Here is a 21,044-nt window from a genome sequence, read left to right on the forward strand (position 1 = left end):
GATCCGGCGCCGCACGATCCGGCGCCGCTCGATCCGGCCCCGGCGCCGTGGCTACTCCGCGATGTGCTGCGTACCGATCCGCTTGCGGAAGACCCAGTACGTCCAGCCCTGGTAGAGCAGTACGACCGGGGTCGCGATCCCCGCGCACCACGTCATGATCTTCAGCGTGTACGGGGTCGACGAGGCGTTCGTCACCGTGAGGTTCCACGCCTCGTTCAGCGAGGATGGCATGACATTCGGGAAGAGCGTCAGGAAAAGCATCGCGACCGCGGCCACGATCGTCACGCCGGAGAGCGCGAACGACCAGCCCTCGCGTCCCGCCGCGATGGCTCCGATGGCGGCGACCAGCGCCGCCACGGCGACGACCAGCGCGACCAGGCTCTTGCCGTCCCCGTTGTCCGCCTGGGTCCAGATCAGAAAGCCGAGCGCCAGTACGGCGGTGACCGCTCCCAGCCCGAGAGCCAGCTTCCTCGCCCTGACCCGTATGTCCCCCACCGTCTTCAGCGCGGCGAACACCGTGCCGTGGAAGGTGAAAAGGGCCAGGGTCACCAGCCCGCCGAGGATCGCGTACGGGTTGAGCAGATCGCCGAGGGTGCCGACGTACTCCTTCTGCGCGTCGATCTTCACGCCACGCACGATGTTGCCGAAGGCGACACCCCACAGCACCGCGGGGATCAGGGAGGTCCAGAAGATCGCGTTCTCCCAGTTGCGCTGCCAGTTCTCCTCGGGCCGCTTGGCCCGGTACTCGAAGGCGACACCGCGCACGATCAGACAGACCAGGATGAGCAGCAGCGGCAGATAAAAGCCCGAGAAGAGCGTGGCGTACCAGTCGGGGAAGGCGGCGAAGGTGGCCCCTCCGGCGCTCAGCAGCCACACCTCGTTGCCGTCCCAGACGGGCCCGATGGTGTTGATGAGGACCCGTCGCTCCTTGCGGTTACGGGCCAGCAGCTTGGTCAGGACCCCGATGCCGAAGTCGAATCCCTCAAGGAAGAAGTAGCCGGTCCAGAGGACGGCGATCAGGACGAACCAGACGTCGTGGAGTTCCATTGCTCCTCAACTCCTCAGTACGAGAAGGCCATCGGCCGGTCGGCGTCCGTGTGGTCGCCGCCGATCTTGGTGGGCGGGTTGAGGTCGGCTTCCGTGAGCTCGGGCGGCCCGGCCTTGACGTACTTGACCATCAGCTTGACCTCGATGACCGCGAGGACCGCGTACAGCAGGGTGAAGACGATCATCGAGGTGAGCACCTCGGCCTGGGAGACACCGGGAGAGACGGCGTCGGCGGTGCGCAGCACCCCGTACACCACCCATGGCTGGCGTCCCGTCTCGGTGAAGATCCAGCCCCAGGAGTTGGCGATCAGCGGGAAGAGCAGCGTCCAGAGCGCGGTGATCCAGTACCACTTGGCGAACCTCGGGCTGAGTGCCTTGTTCCGGAAGAGCACCAGATTCGGCACTTCGTCCTCGCCGGTCCGCAGAGCGGCCGGCAGCAGGAACTTCTTGCGCGTCAGCCAGAGCCCGACCATGCCGATGGCCAGGGACGCCATGCCGAAGCCGATCATCCAGCGGAATGACCAGTAGGCGACGGGGATATTGGGCTTGTAGTCGCCGGGGCCGTACTTCTCCTGCTCGGCCTTGTTGATGTCGTTGATGCCGGGGACGTGTGAACTGAAGTCGTTGTTGGCGAGGAAGGAGAGCATCCCGGGGATCTCGATGGCGACGTCGTTGTGCCCCTTGTCGACGTCCCCGTAGGCGAACACGGAGAACGGCGCGGGCGCCTCGCCGTCCCAGAGCGCCTCCGCCGCGGCCATCTTCATCGGCTGCTGCTTGAACATGACCTTGCCGAGGGTGTCGCCGCTGACCGCGGTGAGCAGTCCGGCCACCATGACGGTGATCAGGCCGAGGCGCAGCGAGGTCCGCATCACCGGGATATGGCGCTTACGGGCCAGATGGAAGGCCGCGATACCGACCATGAAGGCACCGCCGACGAGGAAGGCGGCCGTGATGGTGTGGAAGAACTGCGTGAGCGCCGTGTCCTGGGTGAGCACCGCCCAGAAGTCGGTCAGCTCGGCCCGTCCGGCTTCCTTGTTGATCCGGTAGCCGACCGGGTGCTGCATCCAGGAGTTGGCCGCCAGGATGAAGTACGCGGAGAGGATCGTGCCGATCGAGACCATCCATATACAGGCCAGATGGATCTTCTTCGGCAGCTTGTCCCAGCCGAAGATCCACAGTCCGATGAAGGTGGACTCGAAGAAGAAGGCGATCAGCGCCTCGAAGGCGAGCGGGGCTCCGAAGACGTCTCCGACGAACCGCGAGTAGTCGGACCAGTTCATCCCGAACTGGAACTCCTGCACGATGCCGGTGACGACACCCATCGCGATATTGATCAGAAAGAGCTTGCCCCAGAACTTCGTGGCCTTGAGGTACTTCGGGTTTTCCGTGCGCACCCATGCCGTCTGCAGGCCCGCGGTGAGCGCGGCGAGCGAGATCGTCAGGGGGACGAAGAGGAAGTGGTAGACGGTGGTGATGCCGAACTGCCATCGCGACAGGGTCTCCGGCGCCAGAGCGAGGTCCACGTCATCTCTCCTTACATCACATCGCCGTGGTCACAGCGGCGGCCTGCCCCATTTGCCCTGGGCGTAATGCCAGGAACCGGGGCACGCTTGTGAACGCGTTCACATTCACAAGCATTATGTCGCACAGCTTTCCGGATCTTCGCGTGGGGGGTCCCCTCCTCGGACCGACCCGTGGGCGCGCTTGGGCGAAGGCCCCTGAGAGCGCTCTCGAAGGGGCCCCGGGAACGCCGAAGGGCGGCCTCGGAGAGACCGCCCCACGCTCCAGGAATCCGGCTACGGCCGGACTACATCACCGCATCTCCTTGCGGAACGCCTCGGCCGCCCGCAGGAAGAGATCGTTGGCCTCGTTCTCGCCGACCGTGACCCGTACGCCCTCGCCCGCGAACGGCCGTACGACCACGCCGGCCGCCTCACAGGCCGCGGCGAAGTCCATCGTGCGCGCGCCCAGCCGCAGCCATACGAAATTGGCCTGCGTCTCGGGCACGGTCCAGCCCTGCCCGACCAGCCCCCGGTGGACCCGCTCCCGCTCGGCGACCAGCGAGCCGACCCGCCCCAGCAGCTCGTCCTCGGCGCGCAGTGAGGCCACCGCCGCCTCCTGTGCGATCTGGCTCACACCGAACGGGACCGCGGTCTTCCGCAGCGCGGCGGCGACCGGCTCATGGGCGACCGCGAAGCCGACCCGCAGGCCGGCCAGCCCGTACGCCTTGGAGAAGGTACGCAGCACGGCCACATTCGGCCGGTCCCGGTAGATGTCGATCCCGTCCGGAACCCCACCGCCCTCCCCCTCGGCGGCCCGGATGAACTCGCGGTACGCCTCGTCGAGGACCACCAGCACATCACCGGGCACCCGGTCCAGGAACCGTTCCAGCTCGGCCCTGCGCACCACCGTGCCGGTCGGATTGTTCGGGTTGCAGACGAAAATCAGCCGCGTCCTGTCGGTGATCGCCCCGGCCATCGCATCCAGGTCGTGCACCTCGCCCGCGGTCAGCGGCACCTTGACCGAGGTGGCGCCCGAGATCTGCGTGATGATCGGGTACGCCTCGAAGGAGCGCCAGGCGTAGATGACCTCGTCACCGGCGCCCGCGGTGGCCTGAAGCAGCTGCTGGGCGACGCCCACGGAACCGGTGCCGGTGGCCAGATGCGAGACGGGCACCCCGAAACGGTCGGCCAGTTCGTTCATCAGGCCGGTGCACGCCATGTCCGGGTAGCGGTTGAAGACACCCGCGGCCGAGATCGCCTGCTCCATGACCCCGGGCAGCGGCGGATAAGGGTTCTCGTTGGAGGACAGCTTGTACGCGACGGGTCCGCCGGCCGCGGCCGGCTTGCCCGGCTTGTACGTGGGGATGCCGTCCAGCTCGGCACGCAGCTTGGGGCTCGTCTCGCTCACCGCAGGTCCTCCTCGGCCGTCACGGGTCCTTACATCTTCAATACTGCTCACCTTATGAGGATTCGTGGCCCCTGCGAATGGCGGGCACCGTGAAAGCCCGCAGGAGTGGGGCGCACTCGCCTTCCCGCCGCGCGCCGGTGGCCCGCGCCGTGGCGCGCATCCCCCGTAGAGGTGAGTTGAGACCTCTTCGAAACATGGACCCTTCGACAGGTCCATGCCGCTCCCTGCATGGCAGACCAATGCAAAATCCACCAAACCCCTTGGTTTCCAGGCTCGTTGGTTACGATTGATCATGCAGAAACGTGCCTGCTGCCGGGTGCATATGCGACCGGCCCCACCGCCCCTCAGCGCCCTACTATCGGCTCGCCATGACAGCAGCAGGGAAACACCAGGTGAGCCGGACGGACACAACCCGCCGGGGAAGCCGGCAAAGTCGGGCGGGCATCCGGGACGTAGCCGCCGCAGCCGGTGTCTCCATCACGACTGTCTCGGACGCGCTCAACGGCAAGGGACGGTTACCCGACGCCACCCGACGCCATGTCCGAGAAGTCGCAGAGCGCCTCGGCTACCGGCCTTCCGCCGCGGCCCGAACCCTCCGTACCGGCAAGTCAGGACTCATCGGCCTGACCGTGACCACATACGGGGATGAACCTTTCACCTTCACCGAGTTCGCCTACTTCGCCGAGATGGCCAGGGCCGCGACCTCCGCCGCGCTCGCCCGCGGCTACGCCCTCGTCATCCTCCCCGCCACCTCCCGCCATGACGTCTGGTCGAACGTCGCCCTCGACGGCACCGTCGTCATCGACCCCTCCGACCACGATCCGGTCGTCACCGAACTCGTCCGCCAGGGCCTTCCCGTCGTCTCCGACGGCCGGCCCGCGGGCACCCTCCCCGTCACCGCGTGGGTCGACAACGACCACGAGGCGGCCGTCCTCGAACTGCTGGACCATCTCGCGGCGGCCGGGGCACGCAGGATCGGCCTGCTCACCGGCACCACCACGGACACCTACACCCGGCTCTCCACCACCGCGTATCTGCACTGGTGCGAGCGCGTCGGCCAGGACCCGGTCTACGAGTCCTATCCCGCCCACGACCCGTGCGCCGGGGCCGTCGCCGCCGACCGGCTGCTCGCCCGCCCCGACCGCCCCGACGCCGTCTACGGGCTCTTCGACCCCAACGGCACCGACCTGCTCGCCGCCGCCCGGCGGTACGGGCTGCGCGTCCCCGAGGATCTGCTGCTGGTCTGCTGCAGCGAGTCCACGGTGTACGCCGCCACCGAACCGCCCATCACCACGCTCTCCCTCAAACCACGCCGTATCGGCACCGCCGTCATCCAGCTGCTCATCGACGCCATCGAGGGAATCGACACCGGCCGGCCGGTCGAGCAGGTAATACCGACCGAACTGATCATCCGGACCTCCTCCCAACGGCGGCCGCCGCGCACCACGGTGAGCGCGCCCCGGTCGCCCGCGGGCGACTGACCGAAGGCCGAGGCGATGGACGGTACGGTCCCCGGGCCGGTGGAGCGGTCCCGGAGACCAGCCGGGCGGCCCGGCGAGCCGCCGTACGGTCCCGACGACTCGCCGAACGGCCCCGGGAACCCGCCGGACAGCGCCGGAGACTCGCCGCCCAAGAGGCCGGAAGAAGGTTCAGACCTTCTCGCATTTCGGGCGATCGGCGTGAAAACAGCCGTGGAACCCGAGGTCCCGCCGAATTCTCCCCCCTGGTGCGTCACAGAGCGGGAGCGGCGTTCCTATGATGGGCGCACGACACCACGGACCTCGTCCTACCTGCGATGGGCTCACCCCCATCCAGTCCGGCGGGCCCGAGAGGTGTACGGCGGTGCGACGGTGGTGGAGGGGTCGATGACACAGGGGGCCGGCGAGGGACCCGTGGTGCGGACGGCGACGTTGCGCGACTTCCGCGTACCGCCGTACGCGCAGGTTCCCGTGCAGTCCGGAGAGCCCGGACCGTCAGGCCCTCCGGCCGACGGACCGTCAGGGCATCCCGGCAACGCGTTCCCGGCCGACGAACCGCCCGAGGGCTACACCCCCACCGAGCGCGACCTCCCGGTGATCAACCGGGGGGACACCGTCCAGGTTCGGGTCGACCCCGTGGAGGCGTCCGCGCCCGACGGCCGCGGCCCGCTCTACGTCGTCGGCGATGTCCACGGCTATTTCGACGAACTCTTCGCCGCGCTGGCCGCGCAGGACCTCATCGACGCCGACGGCCACTGGGCGGCAGGCAACGCCCGGCTCTGGTTCCTCGGCGACTTCACCGACCGCGGTCCCGACGGCATCGGTGTCATCGATCTCGTCATGCGGCTCTCCGCCGAGGCGGCGGCGGCCGGCGGCTACTGCAAGGCCCTGATGGGCAATCACGAACTGCTGCTCATCGGCGCCAAGCGATTCGGCGACACGCCCGTCAACTCAGGTGCGGGCACCGCCACTTTCCAGGCCGCCTGGCTGCTCAACGGCGGCCAGCGGACCGATATGGAGCGTCTCCAGGACGTCCATCTGCAGTGGATGTCCCGGCTCGACGCGGTCGTCGAGGAGGACGAGCATCTGCTGATGCACTCCGACACGACGGCCTATCTGGACTACGGCTCCACCATCGACGACGTGAACGACGCCGTCCATCAGATCCTCACCCGCAATGACGCCGACGAATGCTGGGATCTGTTCCGCAAACTCACCAAACGCTTCGCGTTCCGTGATGACGGCGGGCCGGAGGCCGTACGCGAACTGCTCTCCCAGTACGGCGGACAGCGTGTCGTCCACGGACACAGCCCCATTCCCTATCTGCTCGGCGAAGTCGGTACAGAAGACGCTTCGGACGACGAAGGCGACAAGGGCCCGGTAGTGGAAGGGCCGCACGTATATGCCGATGGACTTGCCATCGCCATGGACGGCGGCGTCACGATGGCGGGAAAGCTGCTGGTCGTCCAGCTTCCGCTGGATAACTGAATCGATGTGTGACAGGTGATTTCCCGAAACCCCCTGTCACGCCCCGCCACAACAGCTCTACCATCGCCTTATCCGTAGCAGGCTCTCCTCCGTTTCCGCCAACTGCCCGTCCCACACGGGCGAACCGGCCCTACGGAGCATCGGGGGATGCACATGAACAGCGCTCCACATCTGCTGGGCGAGGATCGCGCGGATTTCGAGCGGATCCTCGACGAGGCACTGCGCCAGGCACACGACGACGCGGAACTCTCCGCGGCCGGACAGCGGCTCAACAGCGAGCAGTTGCGCACGATGGCCCTGAGCGCCACGGCGCTGATCACCACGTCCGCCGCCGCCGAATACGAGCGCTTCGCGAAGATCCGCGAGGAATTCCGCTCACCGGCGCCCTCCTCCTCGTCGGTCCATGACACCGCCTCGCCCCCGTCGGGGAGCGAGGCGGCGGACACCGGAGCGGGGCTCGCGGCCGTCATCGCCGTACTGGCCCCTGTCCTCGGCGGCACCGCGGCGGTGATCTTCCTGCTCGTCGGCTATCTCCTCAAAGCGCTCAGCCCGCCGCCCGCCTTCGCCCGCAGCCTGGTCGCGGTCGGCTGGTTCTTCACCGCCGTCACCGTCGTCGGCATCGTGGTCGCCGCGATAGGTCTGCTCGTCACGGCGCTGCGCAACACCGCGACCCAGCTTCCCGCCCGGGAACCGTGGAACGGCGAACTGCCCGACGAGGTGGCCCGCGCACGGGATGCCTGGCGCCAGGCCCTGCTGGAGCGCGGCATCCTGCCCTTCCTGCGGGCCGCACTGGCCGACCCGAGCGCCGGGACCCCGGCCGCCCCGCCCGCACCGCGCCCGGCGCAGCCGGCGACGCACCTGCCCAAGATCGGCTACAGCCGCCCCGACTTCTCCAGCCCGGACGAGGGCTCGACCGCCGGCCAGCGCCCGACGTTCAGCAGCCCGGACTTCTCCAGCCCCGACTTCGGCGGGCCGGAACACCGGCCGGAGTAGCCCCCGGCCGGTGCGCGGTTCCGCGCGGAAGCGCCCCGGCGACGGGCGCCCCGGCGAAAGCCTCCCGCTCAGTCCGCGAACGGCAGATACACGCGATTGCCCGCCGCGGCGAACTCCCTGGACTTCTCCGCCATGCCCGCCTCGATCTCGGCGGACTCCATCCCGGCCGACTCCATCTCGCCGCCGTGCCTGCGCCTGATGTCCTGCGAGATCTTCATCGAGCAGAATTTGGGGCCGCACATCGAGCAGAAATGCGCCGTCTTCGCCGGTTCGGCCGGCAGGGTCTCGTCATGGAACTCCCGGGCCGTGTCCGGGTCGAGGGCCAGATTGAACTGGTCCTCCCACCGGAACTCGAACCGGGCATCGGACAGCGCGTCGTCCCACTCCTGCGCCCCCGGATGCCCCTTGGCGAGATCCGCCGCATGGGCCGCGATCTTGTATGTGATGACACCGGTCTTCACATCATCGCGATCGGGCAGACCGAGGTGCTCCTTGGGCGTGACGTAGCAGAGCATCGCCGTGCCCCACCACGCGATCATCGCCGCGCCGATACCGGAGGTGATGTGGTCGTACGCCGGGGCCACATCGGTCGTGAGCGGGCCGAGCGTGTAGAACGGCGCCTCCTCGCAGATCTCCTGCTGGAGGTCGACGTTCTCCTTGATCTTGTGCATCGGGACATGTCCCGGGCCTTCGATCATCGTCTGTACGCCGAGCCGCTTCGCGGTCGAGTTGAGCTCGCCCAGCGTGCGCAACTCGGCGAACTGCGCCTCGTCGTTGGCGTCCGCGATGGAACCGGGCCGCAGACCGTCGCCCAGGGAGTACGTCACGTCGTAGGCCGCGAGAATCTCGCACAGCTCCTCGAAGTTCTCGTACAGGAACGACTCCTTGTGGTGCGCGAGACACCAGGCGGCCATGATCGAGCCGCCGCGCGAGACGATGCCCGTCTTACGGCGGGCCGTCAGCGGCACATACCGCAGCAGCACTCCGGCGTGCACCGTCATGTAGTCGACGCCCTGCTCGGCCTGCTCGATGACCGTGTCCTTGTAGATGTCCCAGGTCAGCTCCTCGGCCTTGCCGTCCACCTTTTCGAGCGCCTGGTACAGCGGGACGGTGCCGATGGGGACGGGGGAGTTGCGCAGCACCCACTCGCGGGTGGTGTGGATATTGCGGCCCGTGGAGAGGTCCATGACCGTGTCCGCGCCCCAGCGGGTCGCCCAGGTCATCTTCTCCACCTCCTCCTCGATGGAGGAAGTGACGGCGGAATTGCCGATATTGGCGTTGACCTTCACCAGGAACCGCTTGCCGATGATCATCGGCTCGATCTCCGGATGATTGACATTGGCCGGCAGTACGGCCCGCCCGGCGGCGATCTCCTCGCGGACGACCTCCGGGGGCACGTTCTCGCGGATCGCGACGTACTCCATCTCCGGGGTGATGTCACCGCGACGGGCATATGTGAGCTGGGTCACCGGCTGCCCGTTCCGGCTCCGCCGTGGCTGGCGCGGCCGGCCGGGGAAGACCGCGTCGAGTCCCCGCAGATCGGTCGATCCGCCGCGGAGCAGCCCCCCGCGCGGTGAGGTGTGCTTGAGCCCGTCGTCCTCGGGACGGACCGGCCGTCCCGCGTATTCCGCGGTGTCACCGCGACCGATGATCCAGTTCTCGCGCAGCGGTGCGAGACCACGGCGTACGTCGGTTTCGACGCCGGGATCCGTGTACGGGCCCGATGTGTCGTACAGCGTCACGTCCTTGCCGTTGGTGAGATGCACCTGGCGGACCGGCACCCGGAGGTCCGGGCGCGAACCCTGGACATATCCCTTGTGCCAGCCGATGGACGTTCCGGCCTCGCCCGGATTCCCCGAGTCGGAGGCAGACGGATGTGCGTCCTGAACGGTCATGAGACCTACTCCCTACGCCGGCATTACCCGGTAACAGGTTCAGCGGTCGGCGCAGCGAAAGTGTCCGGGGGAATGCCCCCGGGACCACACGGTCAGCGCCCTCTCAGCCCGGTGCTCCGAGCTCCCGCGTGTGCAAAGGTTGCCTCCACGCTAGCGTCATATCCGGCGTGCTGAACAGAGGGCCCCTTCCTTCTTGCGATGATCGGTCGGTGACACCTCCCCAGCAGACTCATGAAGCGCACGGCCACTCGCACAGCCACGGGCCGGCCGCTCCGGTCTCTCAGCACCTCCGCAAGGTCATCGCGGCGGTCCTGATTCCGTTCGCGGCCGCCGTGGCCGTCGGCCTCGCCGTGCTCTGGCCGGGCGGCGCCCCGGCCCACGAGCGCACCGGTGTGGGCTTCGACCGGCAGACGGAACAGGGCCAGGTCGTACGGATCGAGCGGGTCGACTGCAAGGACGTCAACGCTTCCCAGCTCCCGTCGACCGGCGACACCACGCAGCCCCAGGGGCGCGAGGCGCAGCAGGCGGAGACCGGGGAGTGCAAGAAGGCCACGGTCGAGGTCACCACCGGCAAGGAGAAGGGCCGCACCTTCGTCGAGGTCGTCCAGCCGGACGCGCCGCGGCAGTTTCACGTGAAACAGGGTGTCGTGGTGGCATACGCACCCGATGCGCCCCGGGATCTCCAGTACTCCGTGACGGACGTGGACCGTAAGTTGCCGCTGACGCTGCTGGCCGGGATCTTCGCGCTCGTGGTGGTCGTGGTGGGGCGGATGCGCGGTGTCATGGCGCTGGTCGCGCTCATCGCCTCGTTCGCCGTGCTGACGCTCTTCATCCTCCCCGCGATTCTGCAGGGCTCGAACCCGCTGATCGTGGCGGTCGTCGGAGCCAGCGCGATCATGCTGATCGCCCTCTACCTGTGCCACGGTCTGACGGCGCGTACCTCGGTCGCCGTCCTGGGCACGCTGATCTCGCTGCTGCTGATCGGACTGCTGGGGTCGGTCTTCATCGGGTGGGCGAGTCTGAGCGGCAACACCGACGACAACACCGGGCTGATCCACGGTCTGTATCCCGAGATCGATATGAGCGGTCTGCTGCTGGCGGGCGTGATCATCGGTTCACTCGGCGTGCTGGACGATGTGACGGTGACCCAGACCTCGGCGGTCTGGGAGCTGCGTCAGGCGGATCCGACGATGGGGCCTCGTGCCCTCTACCGGGCGGCGATCCGGATCGGCCGGGACCATATCGCCTCGGTGGTCAACACGCTCGTTCTCGCCTACGCGGGCGCCGCGCTGCCGCTTCTGCTGCTCTTCTCGATCGCGCAGTCGAGCATGGGAACGGTCGCGAACAGCGAGCTGGTGGCGGAGGAGATCGTCCGGACCCTGGTGGGCTCGATCGGTCTGGTCGCGTCCGTGCCGGTCACCACGGCGCTGGCGGCGCTGGTGGTCTCCGCCGACCGGCAGGCCCCGGAGACGCCCGCCGCGGCACCGTACCCGGCGCCCACAGGACCGGGCCCCGGCCAGGGTTCGGCGCCTGGACGGGATCCAGTGCCTGGACCGGACTCCGCGCCGGCCCTCTCCGTGCCCGTACAGAACGCGCTGGGCCGCAAGCTCGGCGGCAGGGGACGCCGGCGCAAGAGGTGACCGCGCGGGGCGGGTGGCCGGTCAGCCGGCGTTCTCCTCGGCGAGGATGCGGCCGAGCGCCTCTTCCAGATTGCCCTCGAAGTCACTGAGCGTGCGCTCCTGGCCGAGCGGAACCAACCGGTCCGTACGGTCGAGGAAGGCCACGAGCGGCGCCGCGCTGACCCGGAAGAGCGCGTGGTCGTCACCGACCTGGAGCCGCATATGGACGTCGGAGAGCTCTTCCGGTGTGGTCGGCGCGATATGCACATCGCCGTCCCCGCTGGGCGTGTTGATTCCGTCGAGCAGCAGCTCGCGGCCGAAAGTCCAGGTCACGGGGGCATCGCCGGGCAGATGGAAGGTCATCCGCACGGCATAGGGATCCCTCACCTCGTAGTGGAGTTCCACCGGGATTCGGAACGAGAGCTCCTCGGAGACGAGGAAGCTCATCAGGACCTCGGCCTGGACCGACTCGCGCATCGTGTACTCCGGAGTAGATGAAGCAGTGGCTGGGAATGATCCCGTGGACCCTCTTGACGCAATCGTCCTGTAAGCGCTAGCAGATCACAAGGAGTAATTTTTCAGATACTGATAGAGACGGCGAGAGCGCTCGCCAGCGATTCGATCCCTCTGTGTAATCGTTCGATCGCTGGAAGCAGTCGGTCCTGTTGATGGAGTGGTACGGAAATGGCCACGGCGCCCGCGGTGGTTCCGGCCTCGATCGGTACGGCCGCGCAGACGGTGCCGAGCCGGTATTCCTGTCGCTCCACCACCGGCTCGGCCGGTCCCAGTGAGCCGAGGCGCTCCAGCAGCGTCCGGCGGTCCGGTACGGAGTAGGGCGTGAGCGGGCGGACGGGATAGCGGTCGAGATGATCGTGACGGGATTCCTCGTCGAGCCGGCTGAGCAGACACTGCCCGAGCGCGTGCGCGTGCCCCGTCTCACGGATGTCCGCCCCATGGGCGACCGCCGGGGCCGCGGGGCTGTCCGCCACGGAGACGAGATCGATCTCACCGTCGTCGTAGACCGCGAAGTACACCGGGACGCCGGTCGCGCCGTGCCACCGGCCGAGCGATTCGGTGATCTTGCTGCGACGATTCTGCGAGCCGTTGCCGTGTGCCAGCCGCTGTACGGCGTCGCCGAGTACGAAGACGCCCTTCTCGCGGCGGAGATAGCCCTCGTGCGCCAGCGTGCGCAGCAGATGGTAGGCGGTGGGAAGCGGGAGCCCGGCCTCGCGTGCGAGCTGCTTCGCGGGAGCCCCGTCCGGATGGGAGCCCGCCGACTCCAGCAGTCGCAGCGCTCGCTGTACCGAACCGATCAGGGTTGGGGCCGCGGTACGTGTAGCTGTGGCCAAAGGTCACCCCCAGGCGTGCTGACGGGCCGGAGCCCGCCCGCGGGGGCCGCCCCCGCGCGCCCGCCGCACCCCTGAGGGGAACCGAGGGACCGAAGGAACCTTGAGGCGGACCCGAGGAACCTTGAGGCCCCGCCCGGAAAAGTCGCACAAACCAATGGTCGGAGCGATCTTGGATGGTGATTTCCCAGGGCGCGGCAGTGGTTTGCCACTCTAAGGGCAGCCCGGGGCGAGGGATGGTTTCCCCTTCACCTTTCCCTCGCGCGGGCTAACGGCCGTTCGAGCCGCACCCGCTCGCGGGCCCCCTACCAGTCACCGCGTGACGAGGAGGAAGACATGAACTTCCGTACGACATAAACCAGTCCACCGACCAGAGCCACCAGGATCAGCACCTTGAAGAGCAGGCCGACCACGATCGAGATGACCGTCGTGATCAGTCCGCCGAACACGACGAGCACGATCACGGGAACCGCGATCCACTTCACCCACCAGGGCAGTCCTGTGAGAACGTCCCGAACCGCCATCGTCCTTACCTCGCTTCGCCGAGAGCCCGTGTATCCATCGTGCTCCTTCGATGCTAGATGCGGGAGAACGCTCACGGGGGCCCCACGGCCCCCGATCTCCCCTGATCCGACCCTGAGGCGGACCTGAGGGTCGGGAGGCGGACAGGGGCGGAGGGGCAGAGCCCCGGGGGGCACGGTCAGGGACAGACAGGAACGGACAGGGACGGAGGGGCGGAGGTCAGCCCTCGGGCGGGGAGAACACGACCATCACCCGCAGATCCTCACTGATGTGATGGAACTTGTGCGCGGTTCCGGCCGGTACGTACACCACACTTCCCCGGCTGACCTGCGTGGTCTCCATCCCGACGGTGAGCGAGGCGCGGCCGCTCACGACGAAGTACACCTCGTCCTGCCGGTGCGGCTGCTGCGGGTCGCTCGCTCCGGCGTCCAGCGCGTACAGGCCCACAGACATGTTGCGTTCCCGCACAAACTGCAGATACGCCCCGTCGTTGGCGGCACGTTCCGCCTCCAGCTCATCCAGTCGGAATGCCTTCATGCCACGATCAGACACATGAAGAATTTCCTAGTCAAGACGATCGCCAACGCGGGCGCCCTGGCAGTCGCGATCTGGCTCATCCAGAACATCACCCTGACCGGCGAGAGCACCGGCAAGAAGGTCCTGACGCTGGTGCTCGTCGCACTGCTCTTCGGCCTGGTCAACTTCATAGTCAAGCCGGTGGTGCAGCTGCTGACACTGCCGCTGTTCATCCTGACACTCGGGCTGATCACGCTGGTGATCAACGCCCTGATGCTGCTGCTGACCTCGTGGTTCGCGGACAAGCTCGACCTGAGCTTCCATGTCGAGGGCTTCTGGACGGCCGTGCTCGGCGGGCTGGTCATCTCGATCGTGTCGTGGGCGCTGAACGTCGTGCTCCCCGACGGCAAGGACTGAGCGGCCCCATGACCTCTCCGTATCGCGTCTGCTTCGTCTGCACGGGCAATATCTGCCGCTCGCCCATAGCCGAGTCCGTCTTCCGCGCACGGCTGACGGAAGCCGGTCTCGACACCCTGGTCGAGGTGGACAGCGCGGGCACCGACGGCTGGCACGAAGGCGACGGCGCCGACCCGCGCGCCGTCGCCGTACTCGACGCGCACGGCTACGGCAGCGAGCACACCGCGCGGCGGTTCGACGCCTCGTGGTTCCCGCGGCTCGACCTGGTGATCGCACTGGACGAAGGGCATCTGCGCGAGCTGCGGCACCTCGCTCCGACGCCCGGGGACGCGGCGAAGGTGCACCTGCTGCGCTCCTACGACCTCTCCCGCGGACTCTCCCCCGACGTCGCGGGCGAACCGTCCGGCGGTCTCGGCGTGCCCGATCCGTACTACGGCGGGAGCGCCGCCTTCGAGGAGTGCCTGGAGATGGTGGAGGCGGCGAGCGAAGGTCTGCTCGCCACCGTACGGAACACGATCGAGAAGGCCGCATGAGCGAGCGAGGAGACGGCATGAGCATCGGGGACGGCACCCGAGCGGTACGGGCCGGGCTGCCCGACCCTGTGAAGTACGAACCGACCCTGCCGGGACCGGTCTTCGCCGCCCACTACCACCTGCCGGGCGAGCCGACAGGACCGTACACCTACGGCCGGGACGAGAACCCGACCTGGACCCATCTGGAACGCGCCATCAGCGAGCTGGAGGCACCGGGGGAGCCGGCCGAGACCGTCGTCTTCGCCTCCGGGATGGCCGCGATCTCGGCGGTGGCCTTCTCCCAGCTGCGGGCCGGGGACGCGATGGTCCTGCCGGAGGACGGCTACCAGGCCCTGCCGCTGCTGCGGGAACGCCTGGAGGCGTACGGAGTGACGGTACGGACCGCGCCGACCGCTGCGGATGCCCAGCTGCGCGTCCTGGAGGGGGCGCGGCTGCTCTGGATCGAGACACCGTCCAACCCCGGCCTGGACGTCTGCGACATCCGGCGGCTGGTGACGGAAGCACACGCCGCGGGCGCGCTGGTCGCCGTCGACAACACCCTCGCCACGCCGCTCGGCCAGCGGCCGCTGGAACTGGGCGCGGACTTCTCGGTGGCCAGTGACACCAAGGGCATGACCGGCCACGGCGACATCCTGCTCGGCCATGTCACCAGCGCCAATCCGGAGCTGGCGGCGGGCGTACGGCGCTGGCGCAAGGTCGTCGGGGCGATTCCCGGGCCGATGGAGGCCTGGCTCGCGCACCGCTCACTGGCCACGCTCCAGCTGCGCGTCGACCGGCAGTGCGCCGGCGCGCTGATGCTGGCGCGGGCGCTGGGGACACGCGCCGACATCGGCGGGTTGCGCTACCCGGGCCTGCCCGGCGACCCCTCGTACCGCATCGCCTCCCAGCAGATGCGGCGCTTCGGCTCCGTGGTCTCGTTCGTGCTCCCCGACCGGGAGTGGGCCGAGCGCTTCCTGGACGGACTGCGGCTGGTCGACGACGCGACGAGCTTCGGCGGCGTACGGTCCACGGCGGAACGGCGCGGACGGTGGGGCGGCGACGCCGTACCGGAGGGCTTCATCCGCTTCTCCGTCGGGGCCGAGGATCCCGAAGACCTGGTCGCGGACGTCCTGCGGGCCCTGGACGAGGCGGCTCCCTGAGCGCAGGCACATCACGCCGCTCCGCCATCACTCCGGATCCTCCGGGGCGTCCAGGTCTTCCGGGGCGTCCAGGTCCTCCTGATCCTCCGGGCGGACGGTCCGAGCCTCCCCCCTCATGGCTCGGACCGTCCCAGGTTCCACGCGCGGAGAACCATTTGCCCAAGGCTAGTTGACTCTGCGTCAGTGTCCAATCACAGTAGCGACAGCGACCTATCGACTTATTTATAGTTGACTGTCCGGAGTTGCCGCGGGGGCCGAGGCTCAAGACGGGAGAGCGGGAACATGGACCTGGCCCTGCTGCGCACCTTCGTCACCGTGCACCGAGCAGGCTCCTTCACCCGCGCCGCGGCGCTGCTCGGCCTCTCCCAGCCCGCGGTGACCGGCCAGATCAGAACCCTGGAACGACAGCTCGGCCGGCCGCTCTTCCTGCGCCAGGCCCGCGGCGTGACCCCCACCACCATCGGCGACGAACTCGCCCAGCGGGCCGCACCCCATCTCGACGCGCTCGTCGAGATCGCCGAGACCGGACTCGACGAGGAATCCGGCATCAGGACACTCCACCTGGCCGGACCGCCGGAGTTCACCTCCCTGCGCGCCCTGCCCGCCCTCACCCCCCTCACCACCCAGGGCCTCGCCCTGCGCACCTCCTTCTTCGGCAGCCCCGAGGAGACCCTGGAGGGCCTGGCCGCCGGCCACCACGATCTGGCCATCAGCACAACCCGGCCACGCGGCGGACTGCTCACCTCGACTCCGCTCTGCGACGAGGAACACGTACTGATCGCCGCACCCCGCTGGGCCGCCCGGCTGGGCCATGACGTGCTGCGCGAGGGGCAGGTGGTGCTGGAGCAGCTGCCGGTGGTGGAGGTGCACGAGTCCCTGCCGCTCGTCTCCCGCTACTGGGCGACCGTCTTCGAATCCCGGCCGGCCGCCGCGGGAACCGTCATCGCCCCCGACCTGCGAGCCGTCCTCGAATGCACGGCCGCGGGCGCCGGACTGGCCGTACTACCCCGCTACCTCTGCGAAGGAGCGCTGAAGCGCGGAGAAGTGGTCGCGCTGCTCGACCCGCCCGTACCCCCGCTGCGCACCTACTTCCTGGTCGTACGCACCGGCACGCTCACCCTGCCCCCGGTCGCGCGGGCGCACGAATGGCTGCTGCGCGCCGCGGAGGAGTGGTGAGGGAAGAACCGGCGGGAGTTTCAGAAGGGGAATCCCGGGCGAACCTCTTCCCATGACCGAAAGGCCCGTGGTCAAGCGCACCGCACGCGCCATCCTGCTCGACGGCGACGACCTGATCCTGATCAAACGCACCAAGCCGGGAGTCGATCCCTACTGGCTCACCCCGGGCGGCGGGGTGGAGCCGACGGACACCACCGTCGTCGACGCACTCCACCGCGAAGTCCACGAAGAGCTCGGCGCCAAGATCATGGATGTGGTGCCCTGCTTCGTCGACACCGTGGAACATATCGCCGGCGGCGGCGTGACCGGCGTCAAAGTCCAGCACTTCTTCGTCTGCCGACTGGCGTCGATGGACCCCTCACTGCGACACGGCCCCGAGATCGAGGAGCCCTGCGGGGAGTACGAGATCGTCCGAGTGCCCTTCAGCCGCGTCGGAATCGCCGCCGTCCATCTCGTACCACTGTCACTACGGCACTACCTGGACGGCAATATCGAGGGCGTACGCGCGATGCACGCACCCGACCTGGGCTGAGACCACCGGCCCCACCGCGCCGGTTCCGGGACCCAGGTCCTGTCCGGCCGATCTTCGTGGGCCGGACAGGACCTAGCCGATCGCCCCCACCAGCTCTTCGAGGGAGTCGTGGCGGATCCGCTCCGAAGGGATCCCGGCCCCCATGAGCGCGTCGAGACTGCTGCGGATCATCCCGGGCGGCCCCGACAGAAACGCGTCGTACTCGTGCCAGGGACCGTACTCGCGCACCGCCTCCGGAATCCGCCCCGTAAGCCCCTGGCTGGGCCCCTCGGCGACCACCGGACGCACCGACAGCCACGGATGCGCGCTCTGGAGCCGCAGCATCGTCTCGATGTCGTACAGATCCTCGTCATGGCGCGCGCCGTAGAAGACCTGTACGGGGCGCCGGTGCCCGTGCTCGGCGACATCCTCGACGAGCGCCTTGATCGGCGCTATGCCCGTGCCGCCGCCCAGACAGAGCAGACCGTTGTCCGTGCTGTGGTCGACCGTCATCGAACCGGCGGGCGGGCCGAGACGCAGCACATCGCCGGGACGGGCGTGATGGACCAGCGCGTTGGAGACCCAGCCCGCCGGAACCGCCTTGACATGGAAGGACAGCAGACCGTCGGGACGGGGCGCCGAGGCGAACGAGTAGTGCCGCCAGACCCGCGGCCACCACGGCGTCTCCAGGCTGGTGTACTGCCCCGCCACAAACGGATACGGCTGATCGGGACGGACCGTGACGACGGCGATGTCGGACGTGCGCAGATCGTGCGAGACCACCTCGGCCTGCCACCAGGCCGGAGCGTGCAGCTCGTTCTCCGCCGCCGCGTCGATCATGATCTGCGAGATCGTGGTGTACGTCCTGACCCAGGCGCCCTCGGTCTCGTCGTCCCAACTCGACGAGGCGTAACGGGACAGCGCGCCCAGAAGCGCCTCACCGACGGCGGGGTAGTGCGTGGCCTGCGTGCCGTACTTGCGGTGCCCCCGGCCCAGCTGCCGGAGATAACCCGTCAGGACGGCCGGGGAATCCATGTGCTCGGCGGCGGTCAGCAGCGCCTTGAGGAGCCGGTCACGCTGGGCGTCCATGGCGACGGGAAACAGGCCGCGCAGATCCGGGTGACGGACGAAGAGCAGCGAATAGAAGTACGAGGTGACCTGGTCGGAGACCGGAGCGATCTCGGCCAGCGTACGGCGGACCAGGATCGCGTCCGGCGAAGCGTTCGGATCGTCCGCGAGAGCGGAGAGGCCGGCGGAAGCGGACGGCTCGGCAGGGGCCAGGGCGGACGATTGCGGCGCCGGTGCCTCGGGAGGCAGCGCGGCCGATACCGGTGCCGCCGGCTTCGCCGCTCCTGGCGCCGTTCCGGAGACCGGCTCACCGCCGCTGCCGGCCGGCGCGGCGGGATCCGTAGCGGGGCCTGTGGCGGCTGCGACGGTGGCCGCGGCGGAGTCTGCGGCAGCGTCCGTTGCGGGCCCCTCGTGGACCGGCGGATGAGGGGCAGGGCCGTCTCCGCCGCGCACTCCCTTGCCGCGCGGCCGGAATGCCTCGGGGACGTCATCCACCGGCCCCGGCTGCCGCCGGGCCGCCATATCCGTCCGCGCCTCATGCCCTGCTCCGCCGTCGCGCGAGGGCGGAGCGGAACGGGCCGCCCCGGAGCCCACCGGGCGTATGGAGGCAAGTGAGCGACTCGGGACGGGTATTCGCTCCCCGTCCGCCGCCTCCTCCGCGCCGCCCGCGGTCCCGGAGTCCGGCCGGCCCTCGGCCTTCGGCGCTCTGCGGGGCGCGAACCAACCGCCTCCTCCGCCGTCTCCGGAAGTGCCGTTGTCGGCCGACGTGGTGGTCGGAGCGTCCATGGTGTGCCTCGCCTCGAACATCTTTCGGTCGGTCCGCGCACTTCCGCTGGCCCGGAAATACGCTAGCAATTCCCCGCTCTGACTAGGACTGTTGAGACCTCACGTTAACCCCCTCCGAAGCCCCAATCCGGGCACAAGGTGAAGGAGTGCGACATTGCCCACACTGCCCGTACACGCAGCATGACGGGTCGGCTCACCACAGGGGACAAAGAGCGCGAAGTCCGGGCATCCACACCGGATTTACCGTTAGGCTCCATCGCTCCTGTGCTCATTCGCCGGATTCCGGCCGCGATTCCCGCGGCACCTCCGGGTCAGAGTATTACTGCCGACGCCGTACCGGTTCACTGGAGGCGCACCAGTTCATAGGCCTCACGCAGATCGCCCCCCGCGTACGTGTGGGTAGCAAGCCCCGACAGATGGTGATCCGCATTCACCGCCACCGCCCGGGGCACCGCCGCGAAGATCTCCGCGTCCGACATCGAATCACCGTAGGCAACGCAGTCGTCCAGGCTCACCCCGAACTCTGCACACAGCTGGTTCGCGATCTTCACCTTGGCAGCCGGGTTCAAAATGCCCGCCCGGTCGACCGGCTCGGTGAAAGGCAGCACCGGCCAGCGAGAACCATGAGCGGCATGCGCACCCCACTCCAGCAGCCTTCCGACAAAGAAGTCGGGCGACAAGGAGATAACAGCGCAGTAATCCCCCCGCTTCCGGATATCCGCCCAGACCTCACGGATACCCAGCAGCCAGGGCGCACCCTCGAAAGCCGCCGCCACCTGCACCATGGTGAGTTCGGCCCACAGCTCCCGGGCCCGCACCGCGAACTCGTCCGGCGCCAGCCCGAGAGACAGGAACTCACGCTCCAGCTCCGCGATTTCGGCGCCCAGCCCCAGCTGCCGGGAAATCTCCACAGCCGCCGCCGAACCACGGATCAGCGTTCCATCGAGATCGAAGAGATGAAGTCTGCGCACGCTCGCCATGTACGCCGAGGTTAGTACGCGCGGTTACTCCCACGGGCAGACGCCCCACACCCCGCCGCCAGGCACCGTGTTTCACGTGAAACAACTCAAGCGGCCCGCGCGCCGGACCCTCCTCGTCACCCATGTCGCCACCTCCGTGAGCTGGCTGGGCCTCACCCTCGGGCTCCTCACCCTCGGCGTCACCGCCTTCCTCACCAACGACGCCACCACCACACAGGCCGCCTACCGCGCCATGAAGATCCTCGCCGACTGGCTGATCATCCCCATCGCCCTGCTCGCCCTCATCAGCGGAGTGCTGCTCTCACTCGGAACCCCCTGGGGCCTGGCCCGGCACCGCTGGGTATGGATCAAGTTCTGGCTCACCCTGATCACCCTCGCGGCAACCGTCTTCGCCCTGCGACCGACCATCAACGACGCCGCAGCCACCGGACTCCCCGACAACAGCCTCGTCGCCGCGCCCACCGTCGCAAGCTGCGCTTATCTCTTCATGACAGCGATCTCCGTACTCAAACCCTGGGGACTCACCCGACGCGGCCGGCGCCTGCGGCACACAGCCACATCCCGTCGGAACACTTCTCGTAAAACGGTGGACGAACGATCACCGGCTCCGACAGCCTGAC

General features: G+C 68.5%; 20 protein-coding genes. 10 read left to right on the plus strand and 10 right to left on the minus strand.

The window, feature by feature from the left end:
• Positions 1-51 precede the first annotated feature (51 nt).
• The 3 genes from cydB to hisC form a co-directional block, all read right to left on the minus strand.
• Positions 52-1,047: a cytochrome d ubiquinol oxidase subunit II gene (gene cydB / locus ACFRKB_RS17010; protein WP_365976803.1), complete on the minus strand. Its 996-nt coding sequence runs from the start codon at positions 1,045-1,047 to the stop codon at positions 52-54.
• 14 nt (positions 1,048-1,061) lie between these two features.
• Positions 1,062-2,570, minus strand: a complete 1,509-nt coding sequence (locus ACFRKB_RS17015) for a cytochrome ubiquinol oxidase subunit I (protein ID WP_383106613.1) — start codon at positions 2,568-2,570, stop codon at positions 1,062-1,064.
• A 289-nt stretch (positions 2,571-2,859) separates the two neighbouring features.
• Positions 2,860-3,957 (minus strand): histidinol-phosphate transaminase, encoded by a 1,098-nt coding sequence (gene hisC, locus ACFRKB_RS17020; protein ID WP_383106614.1) that lies wholly within the window; start codon positions 3,955-3,957, stop codon positions 2,860-2,862.
• A gap of 368 nt (positions 3,958-4,325) precedes the next feature.
• On the opposite strand from hisC, the gene ACFRKB_RS17025 reads away from it, so the two are divergent.
• The 3 genes from ACFRKB_RS17025 to ACFRKB_RS17035 all read left to right on the plus strand — a co-directional run bounded on the left by ACFRKB_RS17025 (position 4,326) and on the right by ACFRKB_RS17035 (position 7,916).
• Positions 4,326-5,438, plus strand: a complete 1,113-nt coding sequence (locus tag ACFRKB_RS17025) for a LacI family DNA-binding transcriptional regulator (protein WP_030349867.1) — start codon at positions 4,326-4,328, stop codon at positions 5,436-5,438.
• Between the two features lie 369 nt (positions 5,439-5,807).
• Entirely contained in the window at positions 5,808-6,923 is a 1,116-nt protein-coding gene (locus tag ACFRKB_RS17030; RefSeq protein ID WP_383106615.1) for a metallophosphoesterase, read from the plus strand.
• 147 nt (positions 6,924-7,070) lie between these two features.
• Complete coding sequence (locus ACFRKB_RS17035; protein WP_383106616.1) at positions 7,071-7,916, plus strand: hypothetical protein; 846 nt, start codon at positions 7,071-7,073, stop codon at positions 7,914-7,916.
• Positions 7,917-7,984: 68 nt separating this feature from the next.
• Here the strand turns inward: ACFRKB_RS17035 and thiC are convergent, their stop codons facing one another.
• A complete protein-coding gene (thiC, locus tag ACFRKB_RS17040) occupies positions 7,985-9,811 on the minus strand; it encodes a phosphomethylpyrimidine synthase ThiC (protein WP_383106618.1) in 1,827 nt (608 codons plus the stop codon).
• Between the two features lie 209 nt (positions 9,812-10,020).
• Between thiC and ACFRKB_RS17045 the strand changes: the two genes are divergently transcribed.
• Entirely contained in the window at positions 10,021-11,451 is a 1,431-nt protein-coding gene (locus ACFRKB_RS17045) for a YibE/F family protein (RefSeq protein WP_383106619.1), read from the plus strand.
• Between the two features lie 21 nt (positions 11,452-11,472).
• Here the strand turns inward: ACFRKB_RS17045 and ACFRKB_RS17050 are convergent, their stop codons facing one another.
• The 4 genes from ACFRKB_RS17050 to ACFRKB_RS17065 form a co-directional block, all read right to left on the minus strand.
• A complete protein-coding gene (locus ACFRKB_RS17050) occupies positions 11,473-11,907 on the minus strand; it encodes an SsgA family sporulation/cell division regulator (RefSeq protein WP_351392793.1) in 435 nt (144 codons plus the stop codon).
• Positions 11,908-12,008: 101 nt separating this feature from the next.
• Positions 12,009-12,779: an IclR family transcriptional regulator gene (locus tag ACFRKB_RS17055; RefSeq protein ID WP_383106620.1), complete on the minus strand. Its 771-nt coding sequence runs from the start codon at positions 12,777-12,779 to the stop codon at positions 12,009-12,011.
• Positions 12,780-13,081: 302 nt separating this feature from the next.
• Positions 13,082-13,300 carry a DUF5326 family protein gene (locus ACFRKB_RS17060; protein ID WP_383106622.1) on the minus strand — a complete coding sequence of 73 codons (219 nt, stop codon included), beginning with the start codon at positions 13,298-13,300 and terminating at the stop codon, positions 13,082-13,084.
• A gap of 217 nt (positions 13,301-13,517) precedes the next feature.
• Positions 13,518-13,835, minus strand: a complete 318-nt coding sequence (locus ACFRKB_RS17065) for a cupin domain-containing protein (RefSeq protein WP_129767324.1) — start codon at positions 13,833-13,835, stop codon at positions 13,518-13,520.
• A gap of 15 nt (positions 13,836-13,850) precedes the next feature.
• On the opposite strand from ACFRKB_RS17065, the gene ACFRKB_RS17070 reads away from it, so the two are divergent.
• The 5 genes from ACFRKB_RS17070 to ACFRKB_RS17090 all read left to right on the plus strand — a co-directional run bounded on the left by ACFRKB_RS17070 (position 13,851) and on the right by ACFRKB_RS17090 (position 17,611).
• Complete coding sequence (locus ACFRKB_RS17070) at positions 13,851-14,231, plus strand: phage holin family protein (RefSeq protein WP_383106624.1); 381 nt, start codon at positions 13,851-13,853, stop codon at positions 14,229-14,231.
• An 8-nt stretch (positions 14,232-14,239) separates the two neighbouring features.
• The gene (locus tag ACFRKB_RS17075; RefSeq protein WP_383106625.1) at positions 14,240-14,764 is read left to right on the plus strand and encodes a low molecular weight protein-tyrosine-phosphatase; all 525 of its coding nucleotides are present in this window, start codon (positions 14,240-14,242) and stop codon (positions 14,762-14,764) included.
• Positions 14,761-15,903, plus strand: a complete 1,143-nt coding sequence (locus ACFRKB_RS17080; protein ID WP_383106627.1) for a cystathionine gamma-lyase — start codon at positions 14,761-14,763, stop codon at positions 15,901-15,903. The genes ACFRKB_RS17075 and ACFRKB_RS17080 overlap by 4 nt, the downstream gene beginning before the upstream one ends.
• A gap of 282 nt (positions 15,904-16,185) precedes the next feature.
• Entirely contained in the window at positions 16,186-17,079 is an 894-nt protein-coding gene (locus ACFRKB_RS17085) for a LysR family transcriptional regulator (protein WP_383106629.1), read from the plus strand.
• A gap of 52 nt (positions 17,080-17,131) precedes the next feature.
• Positions 17,132-17,611, plus strand: coding sequence for an NUDIX hydrolase (locus ACFRKB_RS17090; protein WP_365976790.1), 480 nt, complete (start codon positions 17,132-17,134; stop codon positions 17,609-17,611).
• Between the two features lie 72 nt (positions 17,612-17,683).
• Here the strand turns inward: ACFRKB_RS17090 and ACFRKB_RS17095 are convergent, their stop codons facing one another.
• Positions 17,684-19,444: a globin domain-containing protein gene (locus ACFRKB_RS17095; RefSeq protein WP_383106631.1), complete on the minus strand. Its 1,761-nt coding sequence runs from the start codon at positions 19,442-19,444 to the stop codon at positions 17,684-17,686.
• 341 nt (positions 19,445-19,785) lie between these two features.
• Entirely contained in the window at positions 19,786-20,424 is a 639-nt protein-coding gene (locus tag ACFRKB_RS17100; RefSeq protein WP_383106633.1) for an HAD family hydrolase, read from the minus strand.
• Between the two features lie 76 nt (positions 20,425-20,500).
• On the opposite strand from ACFRKB_RS17100, the gene ACFRKB_RS17105 reads away from it, so the two are divergent.
• Entirely contained in the window at positions 20,501-21,043 is a 543-nt protein-coding gene (locus ACFRKB_RS17105; protein WP_383106634.1) for a DUF2269 domain-containing protein, read from the plus strand.
• Position 21,044 lies beyond the last annotated feature (1 nt).

The organism is Streptomyces scopuliridis, assembly GCF_042790125.1.
Classification (GTDB): Bacteria; Actinomycetota; Actinomycetes; order Streptomycetales; family Streptomycetaceae; genus Streptomyces; species Streptomyces scopuliridis_A.

What these genes read in the sequence shown, in the direction of transcription:
- ACFRKB_RS17100 (WP_383106633.1), bottom strand. Translation starts at nt 20,424, where the DNA reads ATGGCGAGCGTGCGCAGACTTCATCTCTTCGATCTCGATGGAACGCTG.
- ACFRKB_RS17025 (WP_030349867.1), top strand. Translation starts at nt 4,326, where the DNA reads ATGACAGCAGCAGGGAAACACCAGGTGAGCCGGACGGACACAACCCGC.
- ACFRKB_RS17080 (WP_383106627.1), top strand. Translation starts at nt 14,761, where the DNA reads ATGAGCGAGCGAGGAGACGGCATGAGCATCGGGGACGGCACCCGAGCG.
- ACFRKB_RS17095 (WP_383106631.1), bottom strand. Translation starts at nt 19,444, where the DNA reads ATGGACGCTCCGACCACCACGTCGGCCGACAACGGCACTTCCGGAGAC.
- thiC (WP_383106618.1), bottom strand. Translation starts at nt 9,811, where the DNA reads ATGACCGTTCAGGACGCACATCCGTCTGCCTCCGACTCGGGGAATCCG.
- ACFRKB_RS17060 (WP_383106622.1), bottom strand. Translation starts at nt 13,300, where the DNA reads ATGGCGGTTCGGGACGTTCTCACAGGACTGCCCTGGTGGGTGAAGTGG.
- ACFRKB_RS17035 (WP_383106616.1), top strand. Translation starts at nt 7,071, where the DNA reads ATGCACATGAACAGCGCTCCACATCTGCTGGGCGAGGATCGCGCGGAT.
- ACFRKB_RS17090 (WP_365976790.1), top strand. Translation starts at nt 17,132, where the DNA reads ATGACCGAAAGGCCCGTGGTCAAGCGCACCGCACGCGCCATCCTGCTC.
- ACFRKB_RS17085 (WP_383106629.1), top strand. Translation starts at nt 16,186, where the DNA reads ATGGACCTGGCCCTGCTGCGCACCTTCGTCACCGTGCACCGAGCAGGC.
- ACFRKB_RS17050 (WP_351392793.1), bottom strand. Translation starts at nt 11,907, where the DNA reads ATGCGCGAGTCGGTCCAGGCCGAGGTCCTGATGAGCTTCCTCGTCTCC.
- ACFRKB_RS17065 (WP_129767324.1), bottom strand. Translation starts at nt 13,835, where the DNA reads ATGAAGGCATTCCGACTGGATGAGCTGGAGGCGGAACGTGCCGCCAAC.
- ACFRKB_RS17075 (WP_383106625.1), top strand. Translation starts at nt 14,240, where the DNA reads ATGACCTCTCCGTATCGCGTCTGCTTCGTCTGCACGGGCAATATCTGC.
- ACFRKB_RS17070 (WP_383106624.1), top strand. Translation starts at nt 13,851, where the DNA reads ATGAAGAATTTCCTAGTCAAGACGATCGCCAACGCGGGCGCCCTGGCA.
- cydB (WP_365976803.1), bottom strand. Translation starts at nt 1,047, where the DNA reads ATGGAACTCCACGACGTCTGGTTCGTCCTGATCGCCGTCCTCTGGACC.